Annotated in this window: 18 protein-coding genes; 8 read left to right on the top strand and 10 right to left on the bottom strand. The window is 41.5% G+C overall.

From position 1 onward, the window contains the following. Positions 1–53: 53 nt before the first annotated feature. The gene (locus F777_RS15500) at positions 54–914 is read right to left on the bottom strand and encodes a glycosyltransferase family 2 protein (protein ID WP_071790301.1); all 861 of its coding nucleotides are present in this window, start codon (positions 912–914) and stop codon (positions 54–56) included. 42 nt (positions 915–956) lie between these two features. Between F777_RS15500 and F777_RS0102895 the strand changes: the two genes are divergently transcribed. From F777_RS0102895 to F777_RS15495, 3 genes are read left to right on the top strand one after another with little or no spacing between them, the layout of a single operon-like run. Continuing rightward, positions 957–1,733, top strand: a complete 777-nt coding sequence (locus F777_RS0102895; protein ID WP_037369077.1) for an inositol monophosphatase family protein — start codon at positions 957–959, stop codon at positions 1,731–1,733. A 32-nt stretch (positions 1,734–1,765) separates the two neighbouring features. Further along, a complete protein-coding gene (gene thiL, locus F777_RS0102890) occupies positions 1,766–2,797 on the top strand; it encodes a thiamine-phosphate kinase (protein ID WP_026750730.1) in 1,032 nt (343 codons plus the stop codon). A 2-nt stretch (positions 2,798–2,799) separates the two neighbouring features. Then, positions 2,800–4,287: a S41 family peptidase gene (locus tag F777_RS15495; protein WP_037369075.1), complete on the top strand. Its 1,488-nt coding sequence runs from the start codon at positions 2,800–2,802 to the stop codon at positions 4,285–4,287. Here the strand turns inward: F777_RS15495 and F777_RS0102880 are convergent. Genes F777_RS0102880 through F777_RS0102860 form a run of 5 tightly spaced genes read right to left on the bottom strand, consistent with a single transcriptional unit; the run spans position 4,284 to position 7,962 of the window. Next, on the bottom strand, positions 4,284–4,670 hold the full coding sequence (locus F777_RS0102880) for a hypothetical protein (RefSeq protein ID WP_026750729.1): 387 nt from the start codon (positions 4,668–4,670) through the stop codon (positions 4,284–4,286). The genes F777_RS15495 and F777_RS0102880 overlap by 4 nt on opposite strands. 32 nt (positions 4,671–4,702) lie before the next feature. Beyond that, entirely contained in the window at positions 4,703–5,791 is a 1,089-nt protein-coding gene (gene nagA / locus F777_RS0102875) for an N-acetylglucosamine-6-phosphate deacetylase (protein WP_026750728.1), read from the bottom strand. A gap of 8 nt (positions 5,792–5,799) precedes the next feature. Further along, entirely contained in the window at positions 5,800–6,585 is a 786-nt protein-coding gene (locus tag F777_RS0102870) for an amidohydrolase (protein WP_026750727.1), read from the bottom strand. 22 nt (positions 6,586–6,607) lie between these two features. Next, positions 6,608–7,525: a lipid A deacylase LpxR family protein gene (locus tag F777_RS0102865; protein WP_026750726.1), complete on the bottom strand. Its 918-nt coding sequence runs from the start codon at positions 7,523–7,525 to the stop codon at positions 6,608–6,610. Further along, positions 7,522–7,962 (bottom strand): regulatory protein RecX, encoded by a 441-nt coding sequence (locus tag F777_RS0102860; protein WP_051408387.1) that lies wholly within the window; start codon positions 7,960–7,962, stop codon positions 7,522–7,524. The genes F777_RS0102865 and F777_RS0102860 overlap by 4 nt, the downstream gene beginning before the upstream one ends. A 123-nt stretch (positions 7,963–8,085) precedes the next feature. Here F777_RS0102860 and F777_RS0102855 point away from each other — a divergent pair, with 123 nt between their 5' ends. From F777_RS0102855 to kdsB, 4 genes are all read left to right on the top strand, one after another. Beyond that, positions 8,086–8,505 carry a response regulator gene (locus F777_RS0102855; protein WP_037369072.1) on the top strand — a complete coding sequence of 140 codons (420 nt, stop codon included), beginning with the start codon at positions 8,086–8,088 and terminating at the stop codon, positions 8,503–8,505. A 70-nt stretch (positions 8,506–8,575) separates the two neighbouring features. Next, positions 8,576–9,691, top strand: a complete 1,116-nt coding sequence (gene dnaN, locus F777_RS0102850) for a DNA polymerase III subunit beta (protein ID WP_026750723.1) — start codon at positions 8,576–8,578, stop codon at positions 9,689–9,691. An 11-nt stretch (positions 9,692–9,702) separates the two neighbouring features. Beyond that, entirely contained in the window at positions 9,703–10,524 is an 822-nt protein-coding gene (locus F777_RS0102845; RefSeq protein ID WP_037369070.1) for a sterol desaturase family protein, read from the top strand. A 63-nt stretch (positions 10,525–10,587) separates the two neighbouring features. After that, positions 10,588–11,304 carry a 3-deoxy-manno-octulosonate cytidylyltransferase gene (gene kdsB, locus F777_RS0102840; RefSeq protein ID WP_026750721.1) on the top strand — a complete coding sequence of 239 codons (717 nt, stop codon included), beginning with the start codon at positions 10,588–10,590 and terminating at the stop codon, positions 11,302–11,304. 32 nt (positions 11,305–11,336) lie between these two features. Here the strand turns inward: kdsB and F777_RS0102835 are convergent, their stop codons facing one another. From F777_RS0102835 to uvrB, 3 genes are read right to left on the bottom strand one after another with little or no spacing between them, the layout of a single operon-like run. Continuing rightward, on the bottom strand, positions 11,337–12,410 hold the full coding sequence (locus F777_RS0102835; protein ID WP_026750720.1) for an iron-containing alcohol dehydrogenase family protein: 1,074 nt from the start codon (positions 12,408–12,410) through the stop codon (positions 11,337–11,339). 29 nt (positions 12,411–12,439) lie between these two features. Continuing rightward, on the bottom strand, positions 12,440–13,927 hold the full coding sequence (locus tag F777_RS15490; protein ID WP_051408386.1) for a glycoside hydrolase family 32 protein: 1,488 nt from the start codon (positions 13,925–13,927) through the stop codon (positions 12,440–12,442). 49 nt (positions 13,928–13,976) lie between these two features. Next, positions 13,977–16,013, bottom strand: a complete 2,037-nt coding sequence (uvrB, locus tag F777_RS0102825; RefSeq protein ID WP_026750719.1) for an excinuclease ABC subunit UvrB — start codon at positions 16,011–16,013, stop codon at positions 13,977–13,979. 132 nt (positions 16,014–16,145) lie between these two features. On the opposite strand from uvrB, the gene F777_RS0102820 reads away from it, so the two are divergent. Beyond that, entirely contained in the window at positions 16,146–17,366 is a 1,221-nt protein-coding gene (locus F777_RS0102820; protein ID WP_051408385.1) for a hypothetical protein, read from the top strand. 3 nt (positions 17,367–17,369) lie between these two features. Here the strand turns inward: F777_RS0102820 and F777_RS0102815 are convergent, their stop codons facing one another. Next, positions 17,370–17,936, bottom strand: coding sequence for a peptidylprolyl isomerase (locus tag F777_RS0102815; protein WP_235785879.1), 567 nt, complete (start codon positions 17,934–17,936; stop codon positions 17,370–17,372). Between the last annotated feature and the right edge of the window lie 34 nt (positions 17,937–17,970).

Raw genomic sequence — 17,970 nt, 5'->3', positions numbered from 1 at the left:
TTGAGTTACGAAGCTAAACTAAATGAATTATATAAAATATTTTGTGAAAAGCGTTATTTATAGTTTTTAGTTATGCGGGAAACAAACAGTATTGTTTGTATAAAAATCTTCAGTATCCAAATCCCTGATTTGCCTCCGTACAAATGAGGATATTTATCCAGGAATATTTTCATGGAGCCATAAAAATGATTCAGGTAATCGGGATTCTGTTTTGAACTAGCGCCCTTAATATGCGTAATAAAAGCTGTTCCCAAATAATGGTTTTCCTTCCCCAAGCCCAATATTCTGAGGCTCAGGTCAATGTCTTCCCCGTACATAAAAAAAGACTCATCAAAGCCGCCTGCCTGCTTTGCCACCTCCGTTGGTATCATCATATACGCTCCTGCCAGAACGGGCACTTTGTGCAGGCCTCCGGCATTTAAATGTCCCAGCGCGTAACTGTTAAAAAAGGCAGAATCCGGAAAACGGTCAGCCAATCCCGACAACTTAAAAAATGATCCTTTAATGGTGGGTATTTCCCTTTTACTTTCCGGTAAAAAAAACCCCTGGCTGTTTCTCATTTGAACACCCAGAGCCCCCACTTCACTATTTGCCTGCAAATATTCAACCGATCGCTGCAAAACATCTGTAGATAAAAGCGTATCTGGATTCAAAAACAAAACATAATCAGTAGATACCTGTTGCAAAGCGCGATTATTGGCTTTGGCAAAGCCAATATTTTTGGATTCTGATAACCATTGAACTGTCGGATATTTTGTGGCAAGTAGGGTTTGATCTTCCGGACTGTATTCATTATCTACCACCATAATCTCAACCCGAAAGGAATGTTGAGACCGCTGAATGGATGCCAGGCAATGATCCAGGTGATGGTACACCCGATAATGAACGATGATTATGGTTAGTAGTGCAGACACAATAATATTTCAAAGATGCAGAATCTGGGTTACTTTTGCTTCATGCTTAAAGAAACCTTATTAAAAGCCACAGAAGCGGGCGCTGTTGAACTCAGAAGATTTTTTAACGGAAGTTTTGTAATCAGTAATAAAGAAGGTATCAATAATTTAGTTACAGAAGCAGACCATGCGGCTGAGAAAGCCATCATAGATGCCATCCAGTCTGCTTTTCCTGATCATTTTATTTTAAGTGAAGAGTCAGGAGAGCTTAAACAGGATTCAACCTATAAATGGATTATTGATCCCATTGATGGAACCGTCAATTTTGCCAATGGCATACCCATTTGTTGTGTAAGCATTGGAGTGGAAAAAGACGGAGAAATGATACTGGGCGCTGTTTACAACCCATTTATGAATGAATTTTACTTTGCCGAAAGAGGGCAAGGTGCTTATTTAAATGACAAAAAAATACAGGTAGGAAATAAGACCACACTAATTAAAAGCTGTCTGGTTACCGGATTCCCTTATACCTACCTGGATGCCCCTAACGGACCCTTGCAGGTTTTTGAAAAATTAATCAGAAAGGGGGTTCCGGTAAGAAGACTGGGAAGTGCTGCCATCGACTTATGCTGGGTAGCGGCCGGAAGATTTGATGGATTTTATGAACATAAACTACAGGCCTGGGACAGTGCTGCAGGATTTTTAATGGTAGAAGAAGCGGGCGGTAAAGTAACCGACTTCAAAGGCAATTATTATTCTCCTTATCAGCCTCATATTATTGCAACCAACGGCTTAATTCACGATGAGCTGGTAGCAGTAGTGAATGGAGGTGCATTCTAAAGGAAAATTAAAGGTCATCATAAAAAAGACGTATGGAACAAAGAACAGAAATAGCGAGTTTAGGTGAATTTGGTTTGATTGAACACCTTACCAAAAATGCGGAAACCCAGAATGCTTCTACCATTTTAGGCGTAGGGGATGATGCAGCCGTGATTGACCATTTTGGCAAGCAAACTGTTGTAACCACCGATCTGTTGCTGGAAGGAATTCATTTCGATTTAATGTATACGCCGCTGAAGCACCTGGGATACAAAGCCGTGGTAGTAAACCTAAGCGATATTTATGCCATGAATGCAACCCCTACTCAGATAACCCTGAGTATTGGAATCAGCAATCGCTTCAGCTTGGAAGCATTGAATGAATTTTATGAGGGCGTATATTTTGCCTGTGAAAAATACGGTGTTGATTTAATTGGAGGAGATACTTCTTCCTCGCAGAAAGGATTCATCATTTCTGTAACGGCTATTGGTGAAGTGGCGCCCGATACATTTATTAAGAGAAGTACGGCTTCAAAAGGTGATTTAATTTGTGTAAGTGGGGATCTGGGCGGCGCTTATCTGGGTTTAACCCTGATGGAAAGAGAAAAGAAAATTTACCAGGAGAATCCCAATATTCAACCCGACCTGGAAGGGGAGAGTTATATAGTGGGTCGCTTGCTAAAACCCGAAGCCAGAAAAGACATCATTGAATTCTTTGGAAAAAATGAAATTATTCCAACTGCTATGATGGATGTAAGCGATGGAATCAGCAGCGAAGTGTTGCATATCTGTAAACAGTCCGGATTGGGTGCACGTATATACGAAGAGAAGCTTCCCATTGCCGATGCCAGCAGAAAAGCAGCATTCAAATTCGGATTGGATCCAACGGTTTGTGCGTTGAATGGCGGAGAAGACTATGAATTAATTTTTACCATTCGCCAGGAAGACCACGATAAAATTGTGCTCAACGAAGAAATCAGCGTAATTGGCTATATGACTGAAAATACTGAGGGAGTTAAGTTGCTGACTAAGGGAGGAAATACTTTTGATCTAAAAGCACAGGGCTGGAATGCATTCAATTCATAAGTATGAGGAACAGGGCATGGATTGGATGGGTACTTCTTTTGATGCGTGCAATTGTACCAATGCAAACAGTAGTTGGCCAACAATCAATAGTATCCCTGCCCAAATTCGCATCTACTGAACTCAAAGAAGATGCGGTACTCTTAAAAAAAATTCTTGAAGCCAATCATCCGAGTTTGTACTGGTTCACTTCTAAAGATGAACTGGACAGCAGCTTTAACAAACTGCTCATTTCACTAAACGATTCACTCAACGAAATAGCATTCAAAAACAAGGTTGCAAACTGGGTTGCACAAATTAAGTGCGGGCATACCAGCACATTGTATTCCAAGCGCTTTTTGAAAAATCTAAGTCAGTACCGCTATCCAAGATTTCCACTACAGATAAAATTTTGGGAAGACAGTGCCGTTGTTTTAAGCAATGGATATACCAGGGATTCCGCCATCAGAAGGGGAACCATTATTGAACAAATCAATGGACTGCCCATATCCTGGTACAGAAACCGATTGTTCCAACAAATTTCAAATGACGGAAATGCGATTAATCATTCCTATCAGGTAATTAGCAACGGTTTTCCGGATTTATATAAACAAGTGTTTGGTCTGGACAGTAGTTACCTGATTGGATTTGTTGACGCCAAAGGAAAAAGAGATACGGTATCATTGGGAAACTTTTCTCCGGTTCCCAGGGACAGTATCAGCAAAAGACCTCCGCCATCTACATCAAGACCACAGATTTCAAAAAGACAAATGCGTCTCTTGAGCATTCGTTCATTATCCATTGATACCCTAACACATACTGCGTATTTAAGACTTACCAGTTTTAGCAATGGGGGTCTGAAAAAATTTTTCAGAAGAAGCTTTAAAAAACTGAAAAAAGAAAATATACAACACTTAATTATTGATCTAAGAGAGAATGGAGGTGGAAAAATCAGCAACAGCATCAGTTTAACTCGATACCTGACAAACAAGCCATTTAAAGTAGCGGACTCTGTGGTAGCTACCAATCGAAAATTAAAATACGGAAGATATATTCAGCATAGCTGGATGTATTGGCTGGCTATGAACTTGGGAGCACGAAAAGCAGAAGACGGCAGTATTCATTACCGCAGATTCGAGCAACACTATTTTAAACCGAATACGAAATATAAATTCAATGGACAGATATACCTGGTGCAAGGCGGGTACACATTCAGTGCCGCCACACTGGTTGTAGGAGCATTGAAAGGTCAGGAAAATATTAAAGTAGTAGGTGAAGAATCAGGAGGAGGATATTATGGCAACTCAGCCATGCATATACCCAATATCACTTTGCCAAATACAAAACTGCGCGTTAGACTACCACTCTACAGAATGGTCATAGACAGTACTCGGCCCAAAGGGGGAGGAATTGTTCCGGACATAAAAATACCGCCATCTTCTACTGCCATCCGTGAAGGATGGGATCCGAAAATGGCGGCTATTCTTCAAATGATTCAATCAAAAAACAATTAGTGTTTTTCTCCGGGTTTGCATTTTTCTTTTATTTCATGAAATACATCATGGGTAGCAGTAATCAAAGCAGTTAATTCCTTATCGGATTTTTTTGCTTTTACAGCTGCTTCCACTGCTGTGCATTTTGCAACCAGTTGTTTTAAAATTGGCTTGGCAACTTTGGCATCGTATCCCGCAGGCACTGCACCCGATTCCCATGCTTTTGCCTTGGCTACAAGCGTGGCAACATTTTCCTTTAAGGGTTTTAAATTACCTTCTTCGGCTGCATGAAAGGTTTTACCCATTACGCCGTGAAAATCTTCCATTTGTTTCCACGCGGCTTCCTGCGCATGCACACCAACCGTAATGATGGCAGCCAATGCCAATACCCATAGTTTTTTCATTTTGATTCGTTTTTATTACTCCCTAAAGTTAGTTATTCTACTGTTTTAAAACAGGATAATTGCGCATCAAGGGCAATCCAATCGGCTTTTTGGCCTGGTTTTAACATTCCAGAAATATTTTCTTTTTGTATAACCCTTGCAGGATACAACGAACACATTCTGATGGCTTCACCCAATTCAATGTTCGCATGCCAATGCAATTTCTGCATGCAGGCCAGCATGGTTAAGGCAGACCCGCTTAAAATACCATTGGCTTCGTATTTATCTCCATTCAATTGATGCGGATAAGGGCCTGAATGAGTTTCAGTTACCGCATCGGTAATGGCAAATAATCGTTCGCCCATTTGTTTTTTGGCAATTTCAATGGCTTCAAAATCTACATGGTAACCATCCGGTACAATACTACAATTTACCATGGGGTGATTAAAAATGGCTCCCACCATGCCGGGGGCGCGGTGTTGCAAGGGACTCATGGCATTGTACAAGTGTGTCGCAGTTCTGATCCCCTGGTTAAACGCTTTTGTAGCTGTTTTGTAATCAGCGTTGCTGTGACCCGCAGACACTACAATACCACGGGATTGTATGTAATCAACCAAATCGGAACTCACCATTTCCGGAGCCAGGGTAATCATGGTGATGACTCCTTTGCCATATTCCAGTAAAGCAGCAACCTGTTCTTTATTGGGTTGATAAATGTATTCGCTTAAATGTGCTCCTCTTTTTTCCGGATTAATCCAAGGACCTTCTACATGCAATCCTATACAACGATTTCCGGGTAACTGTTGAAATTTCCTGACCGCATCAATGCAAGCATGAATCACTTCATGGCTATTCGTGGCTACTGTAGGTTGAAACCAGGCTGCTCCCCCTTTAATGCAATATTCCTGAAGTAATGCCAATGCTTCTACCGTTGGAAAAACACTTAACAATTGACCTCCGGCACCATAAATCTGCAAATCGATTAATGCGGGAATAATAAAGGGATATACCTGTTGTGGCTTTTCATTTAAAGAAACAATCGGTACAATGGATTGCACCTGATCCTGTTCCAGAATCATTGCATGATTCATTAGCCAATCGGTACCGGTAAATAATTTTTCAGCTGCTACAATTCGTTTCATAAATCTTGTTAATAAATAGAAAAAGCATCTGCATCTTTCCAGAAAGGAAAGCGGGTTCTGCAATCCTGTAAATGTTCGGGATACAGTGTATGCGTAGTTATGGCTTCCTCTTGAGCACTATGATAAAGTACCTGTCCCAGTGGATCCACAATCATAGAGTCTCCGCTATGGATGATTCCATTGGCATCTTCACCCACCCTGTTAACCCCAATAACATAACATTGGTTTTCGATAGCCCTGGCCGTTAACAAGGTTTTCCAGGCATGGTTTCTTCTCTCCGGCCAATTGGCAACATATACCAGCAAATCATATTCAGGTGCATCCGTAATTTGTTGTCTTGCCCAAACAGGAAAGCGCAGATCGTAGCAGATCTGCAGATTGATTTTCCAGCCATTGACTGATGCAATGAATCTTTTATTTCCGGAAGCATAAAACCGGTCCTCACCCGCAAATGCAAACAAATGTCTTTTGTCGTAGTGGGCAACCACTCCATTGGGTAAAACCCATAAAAGACGGTTGAAAAATTTTTCTTTTTCCTGTATAATAACAGAACCGGTTAGAATTATTTTCTGTTTCGCTGCCGTTTCCTTCATCCACTGAACGGTAGGACCCTCCATAGTTTCAGCCAGTTGAGCAGGGTTCATACTAAAGCCGGTGCTGAACATTTCAGGCAGGATCACCAGCTGACCTGGTGCAGTCTGATGCTGTATTTTTTCAGCAAACTGCTTCAGGTTTGCTTCTTTATTTTCCCAGTGTAAATTGCTTTGTATCAGGGTAACAGATAAAGGATGCATAGGGCTGTTTTGAAACAGCAAGTTAATGGATTCGATACTGTAATTGCAGGCTCAGATAGCGATGTTTTTTCAATTGCTCAAGTGTTTCCCGCGATTGATGCACCAGTTCCATCTGAGCGGCCCATCTGCCAGCGCTGTATGCCAGGCCAAGCGTATGTTGAAATACCCAGCGTTGTGGGGTTCGTGTAACCGATGAATCAGCAGTGGTTCTGCTCCCCCCGGAAATTGTGGCATTATATCCCTGCCAGGTAATTTTGGGATACCAATAGAAATAGAATTCTTTTTTGTTGTTACGCTTGGATTCCTGTGCTGCGTTCCAAAGCTGGCTCTGCTGAGCCGAATTAAGCAAACCATACACCCATTTGGTTCCCAAAGATGCATTCACAAAACCGGTGCCCAATTGTGCATCTGAAATAAGAATGCCTTTAAACTGTTGGGTGTTAACCATATGGTATGCATACATAGCGCCCGCATTCAGCACCAGCTGATTGTTGATCTGATATCTCCATCCCCTAAATTGGGCATAGTTCAACCAACGGTGATAGGTATTTTGCAATCCCTCACCACCGGAAGCCGGACCAATAATGCCAAGGGTTCCCGCCCATTGAAACACAGACCTGTCTTTTAAAAAATGAGTCTGGCTGTATTGAGCAAAACTGTAGCCTGCATAGGGCCGGTCAATATCTACAGGGGTTTGGGTATTTCTTAGCAACGGGGTGAATATTTTTTGCCCCAAAGTAAACTGATGGATCTGTCTGGATCCCGATTTACCCAATTTTGCATAACTATAATGTAAAAAAAGTCCGTTGGTATAATAGGCGTCTTCCATTTTCAACAGATAGGCATCGTTCTCTGTAGTAAGTCCTATCGACTGTGCATTCAGCGCATTAGTCCAGACCGCCATCATCAGCATCAATCCAAATAATTTATTTGTACTCATGGGGTGGATCGGATTTGCTGGATAATGGATTGAACCAGTGCTGGCTCAAAGCCTCTTTGCTGTAAGAAAGCTTTGGTCTTTACGGTTCTGTGGATATACTGGTCATTCTTTAAGCTATCCCATTTTGTTTTTATCAGTTTTTCGGCAAGTGCACGGTAATCCTCATCAGGAATTTCACTCATGGCTTTTCTGATATTGTACTCACTTACTCTTTTCTGTTTGAGGGCATAGGCAATTTTAACTTTCCCCCATTGCTTTTGCCTGAAATGCCCTCCCACAAAGGCTTTGGCAAATCGTTCCTCGTTTAAATAATCCTCTTCTATTAAACGGGAAAGTAGTTGTTCTACGGTGGCTTTGTTCAATTTCAGGCTGTACAGCTTTTCTTTTACCTCCTGATGGCAACGGTCCTGGTAGCCACAATAATGCTTTAGCTTCATGTAGGCTTTCTCTATTGTGCTATTTGGGTCGGTTGAAAACAACTGTTAGTATTTTTAGGTAAAGTAATTATATTTGTTTCAGGACCCCAAATATCCCCCGGTAAAACTGAAGTCCTGCACAAGATGGCTGTAACACAATACAATGTTTGTTTGATAGACGACGATAAAATCTATCAGTTTACTTCACGAAAAATTTTGGAGTCCACCGGACTGGCCAAGAATATATTGTCGTTTTACAACGGGAGTGAAGCCATTGGATTTTTTAAAGAGAAAGTAGAAAGCGGCCAACAGGAATTACCGGATGTGATTTTCCTTGATATCAATATGCCCATCATGAACGGGTGGCAGTTTTTAGACGAATACCATAAGTTAATGGAACGTTTCAAAAAGCCCATTTATATCTATATGGTGAGCTCTTCCGTAGACGATTGCGATATACAGCGATCTAAGGAATACAGCGGGGTTACCGACTATATTGTCAAGCCCATTAACAAGATCAAATACCAGGAGCTGATTGACCGGCTCAACTTCTACAATGGCTGATATTTTGGGTGTAAATTGCTTGTGAAATATCGTCCCTTTACAGTAAGTTTGTCCAGATTAAAACGTTCATATGAAATTTATCGTTTCTTCCTCTTCCCTGTTAAAGCATTTGCAGCAGATCAGTGGTGTAATTAATGCCAATACTGTACTTCCGATTCTTGAAGACTTTTTGTTTGAAATAGAAGATAAAAAATTAAATGTAGTGGCTACCGATCTGGAAACGGTCATGCGTGTTCAGATGGATGTGGAAAGCAAGGCCAATGGCCGCGTTTGTATTCCTGCAAAAATCTTAATGGATTCACTAAAGAATATTGCAGACCAGCCGCTTACTTTCACCATTGACAAAAACTTTGCGGTAGAAATTACCAGTGACAATGGTAAGTACAAGGTAATGGGAGAGAACCCTGATAATTTTCCAAAAGAACCATCAGCAGATGATACCACCAGCTTTACCATGCACAGTGGTGCATTGCTGACTGCTATCAATAAAACTTTATTTGCAGTAAGCAACGATGATTTAAGACCTGCTATGACGGGCGTATTTTTTGAGTTGAGCAAGGATGGCGTTCAGTTTGTAGCAACCGATGCGCACAGACTGGTACGTTACAAGCGCACCGATACCCATGCTACCAAGACCGATTCATTCATTGTGCCTAAGAAGCCATTGAATTTATTGAAGAATGCTTTGCCTGATAATGAAGACGAACTAACCATCAGCTACAACAGCAATCACTTGTTTGTGAAGCATGGTTCTACGCATATGATTTGTCGTTTGATTGATGCCCGTTTCCCCGATTACAAAGTGGTGATTCCTGCAGACAATCCTTATAAGCTGATTGTAAACAAATCTTCTTTCCAGAATGCACTGCGTCGCGTGAATGTATTCTCTAACAAAAGCACCAACCAGGTAGCTTTGAATATTACCGGTGCAGAGCTACAAATGGCTGCGCAAGATGTTGACTTCAGCTTTGAAGGTAACGAGCGCATGAGCTGTCAGTACGATGGAGAAGATTTACAAATTGCTTTCAATGCACGTTTCTTAATTGAAATGCTGAACGCAGCAGATACCGACGATGTTAAAATGGAATTGTCTACACCAACCAAGGCTGGTTTAATTAAACCAACCGAGCAGGCAGAAGGCGAAGACCTTTTGATGCTGGTAATGCCGTTGATGTTGAATAACTAATTGTACTGTCCATGATAGCATCCATCATTGACTATTTCAACACCATTCCCAGTTTACACAGGGCCCTGATATTAGCAGGTGGTATTTTGTTTTTCTGGATTGTTGAAGGGATTGTACCATTGGCCAGGTTCAAATACAATAAATACCATCACGCTGGTATCAATTTGTTTTTCACCGCCACTACCATTATCATCAACTTTGCTTTTGCATTGGTGATTGTAAAAGCCAGTGAGTGGGCCATTGCAAATCAATTTGGTTTATTGCAGTTGACCACCCTGCCAGCCTGGGTAATGCTGATTGGTGGATTGTTATTGCTTGATTTGGTTGGGGCTTATTTCATTCATTTCATTGAACACAAAATAAAATGGATGTGGAAGTTTCATATGGTGCATCATGCAGATACCCATGTAGATACTACCACCGCCAACAGACACCATCCTGGTGAAAGTGTTTTCAGAGCGGTGTTTACTACCATCGGTGTAATTATCTGTGGAGCACCTATGTGGCTGGTAATGTTGTACCAGAGTTTAAGTGCGGTTTTGTCTCAGTTCAATCATGCGAATATGCGCTTGCCACTCTGGTTAGACAATGCCATCAGCTGGATCATTATTTCTCCGAATATGCACAAAGTGCATCATCACTATAAACAACCACAAACAGACAGCAATTACGGCAATATCTTTTCTATCTGGGACCGTTTGTTTGGAACCTATAATTACACCCCCGTAGATTCTTTACGTTACGGATTGGATGTACTGGATGACAGTACAGACGAGCAACTCAACTATCAGCTAAAAATTCCTTTCGACAACTCAATAAAAACCCAGTATTAATATTTCCGAATCATTTTTTTCTACTTCAGCCCGAGGTAGTGCATCTTTGTACAAAGTTTCTATATGAAGATTGTTGCCATGATTCCTGCGCGTTATGCTGCCACTCGTTTTCCTGCCAAGCTGATGCAGCAATTGGGAAATAAATCCGTGATTCGTCATACTTATGACAATACAATAGCAACGGGATTGTTCAGCGATGTGGTAGTGGTAACCGACAGCGATATCATTTTCAATGAAATTACCAGCCATGGCGGTAAGGCAGTGATGAGCAAAAAAAATCACGAGAGTGGGAGCGACCGGATTGCAGAAGCGGCCGCAGATATGGACGTTGATATTATTGTAAACGTTCAGGGAGACGAACCCTTTGTACAAAAAGATCCTTTGGAAAAATTACTGGCGGTTTTTGCTGATGAAAAAGTACAGGTAGCTTCTTTGATGCAGGAATTAAAAGATCAAACATCTATAGAAGACCCTAACTATGTAAAAGTTGCGGTAGATAGAAATATGAATTCGCTGTTCTTTTCGCGCAGTGTTATTCCATATCCCAGAGACAAAAGCATTACCATTCCTTACTACGAACATATTGGTGTATACGCTTTCAGAAAACAGGCGCTGATTCATTTTACAAATTGGCCGATGACGCCACTGGAAGCAGCTGAAAAAATTGAATGCCTTCGCTATCTGGAATACGGGGTTCCGCTAAAAATGGTATTGACCCAATACATGGGGGTAGAAATAGACACGCCCGAAGATTTAATCAAAGCGGCTAAACTTTTATAAAGAAAATCTTCGAGCGGGTTTTATTACGTTTATTATAATCGTTCGTAAAGCTCTCTGAGTTTTTCGCGGGTCATGATTTTTTCCCAGTCGTTGCCCAAAGCATTCTCCCATAAGGGTTTCATGCCTAAGGATACATTCATCATGGTGTCGAATTGCTCATCGGTTAAACCCTTGCAGATGCCCTGTGGAATTTCAATATTGTTTTTCTCCACCATTAATTTGAATTCCTTAACTCCGGCAGGATAGTATTCTTCCAGGTGATTCATTACGATGCAATTGCCTATACCATGTTTGGTGCCGAGTAAATAGCTTAAGCCATAACTCACCGCATGCGCAACTCCCACCTGAGAATAAGCAATGCTCATTCCACCTGCATAAGATGCCATCATCAACTGATCATCCGATTCATCGTCCCAGTGATTCTTCTCTACAAATACTTTCTGACAAAGCTGTAGGGCCTTCTCGCCATAGCTTTTGCTGAACTCATTTAAGTAAGTGCCTTCCAAGCTTTCAATGCAATGGATATAACAATCCATACCTGTATAAAAACGCTGATTCACCGGCGCATCCTTTGTTAATTCAGGATCCAGCACAATCTGATCGAAAGGAGTAAAATCAGAATTCATTCCGAGTTTACGGGTAGGTCCTGTTAATACCGTGGTTCTGCTCACTTCAGCACCTGTTCCGCTTAAGGTTGGAATACCTACTTTATATACTCCCGGAACCTGCACCAGATCCCAGCCCTGATAGTCTGCAGAGGAACCCGGATTGGTCATCATCAAGGAAACTGCTTTGGCCAGATCCATGGTAGATCCGCCTCCAATACCAATTACTCCGCTGATGGTTCCAAATTCTTCTCTTAAAGAACGGGCCAATGCGTCTACTTGTGTAGTCTTGGGTTCATAGGTTACATCTGCCAGTATAATTTTATCTTTTCCTCTTAAAGGAATTCTGTTGAGTAAAGCTTTGCCTTCAAAAAAATGGTCCACCAGAAACACCATGGGAGCATCTCCCTTTCTGTGCGGCGTTAAAATTTCATCCAACTGATTAAAACTTCCGCGGCCGAAAACCACATAACTGACCATCTTAAAATTCCTGAAACTCATAGTATTATTTTACTGTGCAAAGATCGTGTTTATTTCCAGATGGATCTCATAGGCCAGAACCATATATTTTCGAAGACAGAAACATTTCCATCGCTGAAAAACTCTATGCCTGTATCATTTTCTTCAGGAAATATTTGTGAAGTAAATACCAGCTCTCCGTCATTGGCATATACTTCTATAATGCTCTTATCAAAAAATATATGCAGCTTCACTTTGTCGTTCTGCTGTTTTAAATAGGCATTCTTCTTGGCAAAATACGGATACTGTCTACTGAAGCCGGATGGTGTATTGGTTCTGTCTATAAAGAGTTGTTCCAAAGTGGCGTCGTAACCAATCACAAAACTACGGTTGCCTCCTACGGCAATTTTAATCCCACTGATACTGGTAATAGCAGGCTTTAGATCTACTTCCATTTCAAAACAATTGCTGCGGAAAGGAAGGGTATAACCATTCTTAACAGCAATGGGTCCATTCAATACCTGACCCGTAGAACGCATGGCACGCAAGGCCTTGATGGGTTCCTGTACCAGCACCCATTCCGATCCCATTTTTTTCACGGCCAATTTTCTGGGAATGGACATGGCTCCTTTCCAGGGGTTGGTGGGAATTTCGTTGGCATAATTCCAGTTGTTTACCCAACCTACAGAAACCGGAATTTTATCGGGTGTATTTTTGTACGTAATGGCTGCATAATAATCGCTGCCATAATCGGGACGTACTACTTTGTTGGATGGGTTTTCGTTATAGAATTTATATCCATCAAATTCACCCACAAAATATTGCATGCTGGAATTCTGAGATACCAGTAAAATCCATTTCTTTTTGTCGGGTTCACCAACCACCGGTACCTGAATTAAATCAGGGCATTCCCAAACGCCCGATGTATCCCCAATGGGACCGAAGTCGCCCTGATAGGTCCACTGCTTTAAACTAAAAGAGGTGTAAAAAGAAATCATTTTTTCATTGGGCATGGCCACTACCATTACCCACTGTTTAGTCTTGTCGTGCCAGAATACATTGGGGTCTCTGAAATCGGTCATGTTCAAATCCAGAACCGGATTTCCGGAATACCTGCTCCAGGATCTTCCATTATCAATGCTATAAGCCAGGTGTTGGGATTGATTGAGACTGTCGTGTGCAGTAAACACGGCTACCAGCGGAGGATTCTCTTTGTTACTACTCAGTGCGCTGGTATTTTTTGCATCATACACGACCGATCCGGAAAAAGCCATTTTGCCTCCCTCTACTCTCAGTGCCAAAGGCAGGGGTGTCCACTTCACCAGGTCCTTGCTCACCGAATGTCCCCAACTCATAAAACCCCAATTGTTTCCAAACGGATTGTGCTGATAAAACAAATGGTATTCACCATTGTGGTAAATCAATCCATTCGGGTCGTTGATCCAGTTTTTCTGAGAAGTAAAATGGTACTGGGGCCTGAAGCGTTCTGCATAATAGGGCGTTTGTGCCTGCATTACAAAAGGTATAATCGTAAGGAGAAGGAGTACCAGTTTTTTCATGAATCAAAAATATGCTTGCTTAAATTTAATGAATTCTGCGGAGGAAGAATTATTTCATGGCTTCCAGCTTTTTTTGCAGGTTGAACATTTCATCTCTTAATCTTGCTGCTTCAATAAAGTCTAAATCGCGGGCTGCTTTCTCCATTTCTTTCTTCACTTTTTTAATTGCATTCTCAACCTGTGGTATGGTACTAAACGTTTCCTGCTCTTCTGCTGCATGCACCACCAATGGTTCGCTGGCCTGCACTGCATAAGGATTGGATGGATCATAGCCCTTGATATCCAGCACAGAAGTCTGGGCAAAAACCTGTTCCTTGCTCTTGGTTACGGTAGTTGGAATGATATTGTGTTCCTGGTTATAGGCAATTTGCTTGGCTCTTCTGCGATTGGTTTCATCAATCGTGCGTTGCATGCTCTCGGTCATTTTATCGGCATAAAAAATCACCAGACCGTTTACATTTCTTGCAGCACGACCCGCCGTTTGCGTTAAGGAACGTTCGTTGCGCAAAAACCCTTCTTTGTCTGCGTCCAAAATAGCCACCAGCGAAACTTCCGGCAGGTCCAATCCCTCCCTCAATAAATTCACACCCACCAATACATCAATTACGCCCAAACGCAGGTCCCGTAGAATTTCTACGCGTTCCAAAGTGTCTACATCGGAGTGAATGTATTTGGATTTGATATTGATTCTTCCCAGGTATTTATCCATTTCCTCCGCCATTCTTTTGGTAAGGGTGGTTACCAACACACGGTCACCTTTTTTAACCCGATCATCTATGGCATCGAGTAAATCATCAATCTGGTTGGTGCTGGGTCTTATTTCAATAGGGGGATCCAATAAGCCGGTAGGACGTACTACCTGCTCTACCACTACACCCCCTGTTTTTTCTAGCTCATATTCTCCGGGTGTAGCACTAACAAATATGGTCTGGCCGGTCAGGCTCTCAAACTCATGAAAGTTGAGCGGTCGGTTGTCCATGGCACTGGGCAAGCGGAAACCATAATCTACTAACACAAGCTTTCTGCTTCTGTCGCCGCCATACATACCAGCAATCTGCGGAATGGTCTGGTGGCTTTCATCTATCACACATAAAAAATCTTTTGGGAAATAATCGAGCAAACAGAAAGGACGGGTGCCAGGTTTTCTTCTGTCGAAAAACCTTGAGTAGTTTTCTATACCATTGCAATAGCCCAGCTCTCTGATCATTTCCAGATCGTATTCTACTCTTTCTTTTAAACGCGATGCCTCAATAAACTTGCCCACCGATTTAAAATATTCTACCTGCAACATCATTTCATCCTGAATCTCATGCATGACTTGCGTAATCATGTCTTTAGGAGCCAGGTAAAGGTTTGCGGGGAAGATGGCAGCCGCATCCATGAGGCCAATGCGTTTGTTCGTAGCCGTATCAATGCTTTCTATCTCTTCAATTTCGTCTCCGAAAAAAGTAATGCGGTAACCAAAATCTACATAGGGCAGATTAATGTCTACCGTGTCTCCCTTTACCCTGAAAGTTCCGCGGGTAAAATCGCCCTGCGAACGATTGTATAAAGAGTTAACCAGTGAATGTAAAAATCCCTGTCTCGACAATACCTGTCCTTTTTGAATTCGGATAATTCCATTTTCATATTCGGTAGGATTACCCATACCATAGATACAGCTAACGCTGGCTACGACAATAATATCCCTTCTGCCGCTTAACAATTGAGTGGTAGCCTGAAGCCTTAATTTATCGAGTTCCTCGTTGATGCTGAGGTCTTTCTCAATATAGGTTCCGGTTACCGGCATATAGGCTTCCGGCTGATAATAATCGTAATAACTCACAAAATACCCAACCGCATTCTCGGGAAAAAACTGTTTGAACTCTCCGTATAACTGCGCTACCAGGGTTTTGTTATGCGTTAAAACCAGGGTAGGGCGCTGTACCTGTTGAATCAGGTTGGCAATGGTAAAAGTTTTACCGCTACCCGTTACCCCCAGCAATGTCTGGTACTGTTCTCCTTCGTTTACGCCACGCACCAGGGCTTCAATGGCTTTGGGCTGATCTCCTGCTGGCTGATAATTCGTGTGTAATTGAAAAGGCATGGCTTAATTATGGGACAAATTTAACCGTAAATAGCGCAAAAAGGGGAGTTTGCTGCTTTTTAACAAGGCTTTGAAAAAACTTAATATTAATTAATTGTTACCTTTTTGTAACTTTAAAAGAATCCACTATCAGTGAAAAGAGGTATCTGGACCATATTGATTCTTTGGGGCTGTATGCTTGGTAAGCCCGCGCTGGCTCAGCTAAATAGAATAGCTGCAGAAAATTCCTATGTAGATTTCTATGGGGATACAGTGCATACCCCTGTTGTTCATCAATTGCAGGTTACATTAACCACTCCGCTGACCCATTCGGTAATTGAAGAATTTTATACTGCCCTGAATCAACTCCCTTTTCAACAACTGGTAAATAATCTTCAGGCATATAAAAACGAAAAGCAACTGGATGACTGGTTGTTTTATCAGTTAATCAGAACCACTGCAGAAGCCATCAGTCCTAAAAAAGACAATTATCATCGTTACACATTATATAAATGGTTTTTGCTGAACCAAACGGGGTATGATGCCATTACTCGTTTAAGAAACGATACCTTACTCATGTATATTCAATCTGGTGAAAGTGTGTATGATATACCTTCAATGGTGTTGAAGGGCACTCAATATATTTGTCTGAACTATCACGATTATGGTAGCAATATCGATTTTAATGCGGGCAGCTTTCAAAATATAGAATTAACCAGAAGAACTGGTTTAGCAAAAGCCTTCTCTTATAAAATTAACAAAATGCCCGATTTTAATCCGGTTCTGTATGAAATTAAGCCGCTTCAATTTGCTTATGGGCAAAGGAATTATGAGTTTAAAGTAAAAGTGAACAAGTCTATCAACAAACTATTCAACAACTATCCTTCCGTTGAATATGCTATGCAGTTTACAGCACCATTAAGCAACACCACTTATCAGTCATTGATTCCTGCATTAAAGGAAGTAGTGGGGAAAATGGATCAGAAAAAAGGAGTTGACTACCTGATGCACTTAACCAGATCTTCCTTTGCTTTTGAAAACGATGCAGCCATTTATGGAAAGGACATGCGCTTTTCGCCAGAACAAACTTTGTATTCAGCTTACAGTGATTGCGAGGACCGGGCTGCCTTTTTCTTTTATCTGATAAAAGAAATTTACAATCTTCCAATGATCGTATTATCCTATCCACAACATGTAACTGTTGCCGTTCAGTTTGATGCACCTCAAAGCAATCCTATCATGTACAAGGGAAATCCTTACTGGGTATGCGAACCAACACCGCAATGGAAGGATTTAAAAATTGGTCAGGGAATTCCTTCTTTGAAAAAACAGGCATTTGAAGTGGTATATGAATACCAGCCTGCTCAGCGATAGGCGTTACTTTCTTCTGATAGTATGAATATAAACAGGCGGTTGCAAGTATTGATTGGCTTCTTTCAAATTGTGTATTTTCCTTACAATCGGCATGCCCTTCACTACGGAACCGAAAGCGGCAAAGCCCAGACCATCTTCCATATTCTCTCCGCCAAAATCAAAGCCGGTCTCGTCTTCCACCATAATAAAAAATTCAGGCCCGGCAGAACCCGGTTCATTTCGGGCCATGGAAATCGTTCCTTCTTTATGTAAGATGCCAGTTTGTTTTGTGCTTTCGTGTGGAATGCCAGGAAGGCTTTGCGCCAATTCATTGTTCGATTTCCAGATTCCACCCTGTATTAAAAAAGCTTTCGGTGCATTGGAGGGCTGATTATACATGTTCAGCACCCGATAAAAGTTAGACTGGTCATAGTAACCGGAATCAATGTATCGCAAGAAAGCATTAGCGGTTAATGGTGCTTTATCCGTATACAATTCAATTTCAATTTCCCCGTATCCAGTTTCAATAATAACATGGGGCAGGCCTGTCTTTTCAGTCGATTTACATCCTATTAACCAAATCGCTATCAAAAAAAAATTGATCCAATTTTGTTTGAATATACAT

It is taken from the genome of Sediminibacterium sp. C3 (genome assembly GCF_000508085.1).
In the GTDB taxonomy this organism is placed as follows: Bacteria; Bacteroidota; Bacteroidia; order Chitinophagales; family Chitinophagaceae; genus Sediminibacterium.
The sequence above is the reverse complement of the archived record's forward strand: the minus strand, read 5'-3'. Positions and strand labels throughout refer to the sequence as shown.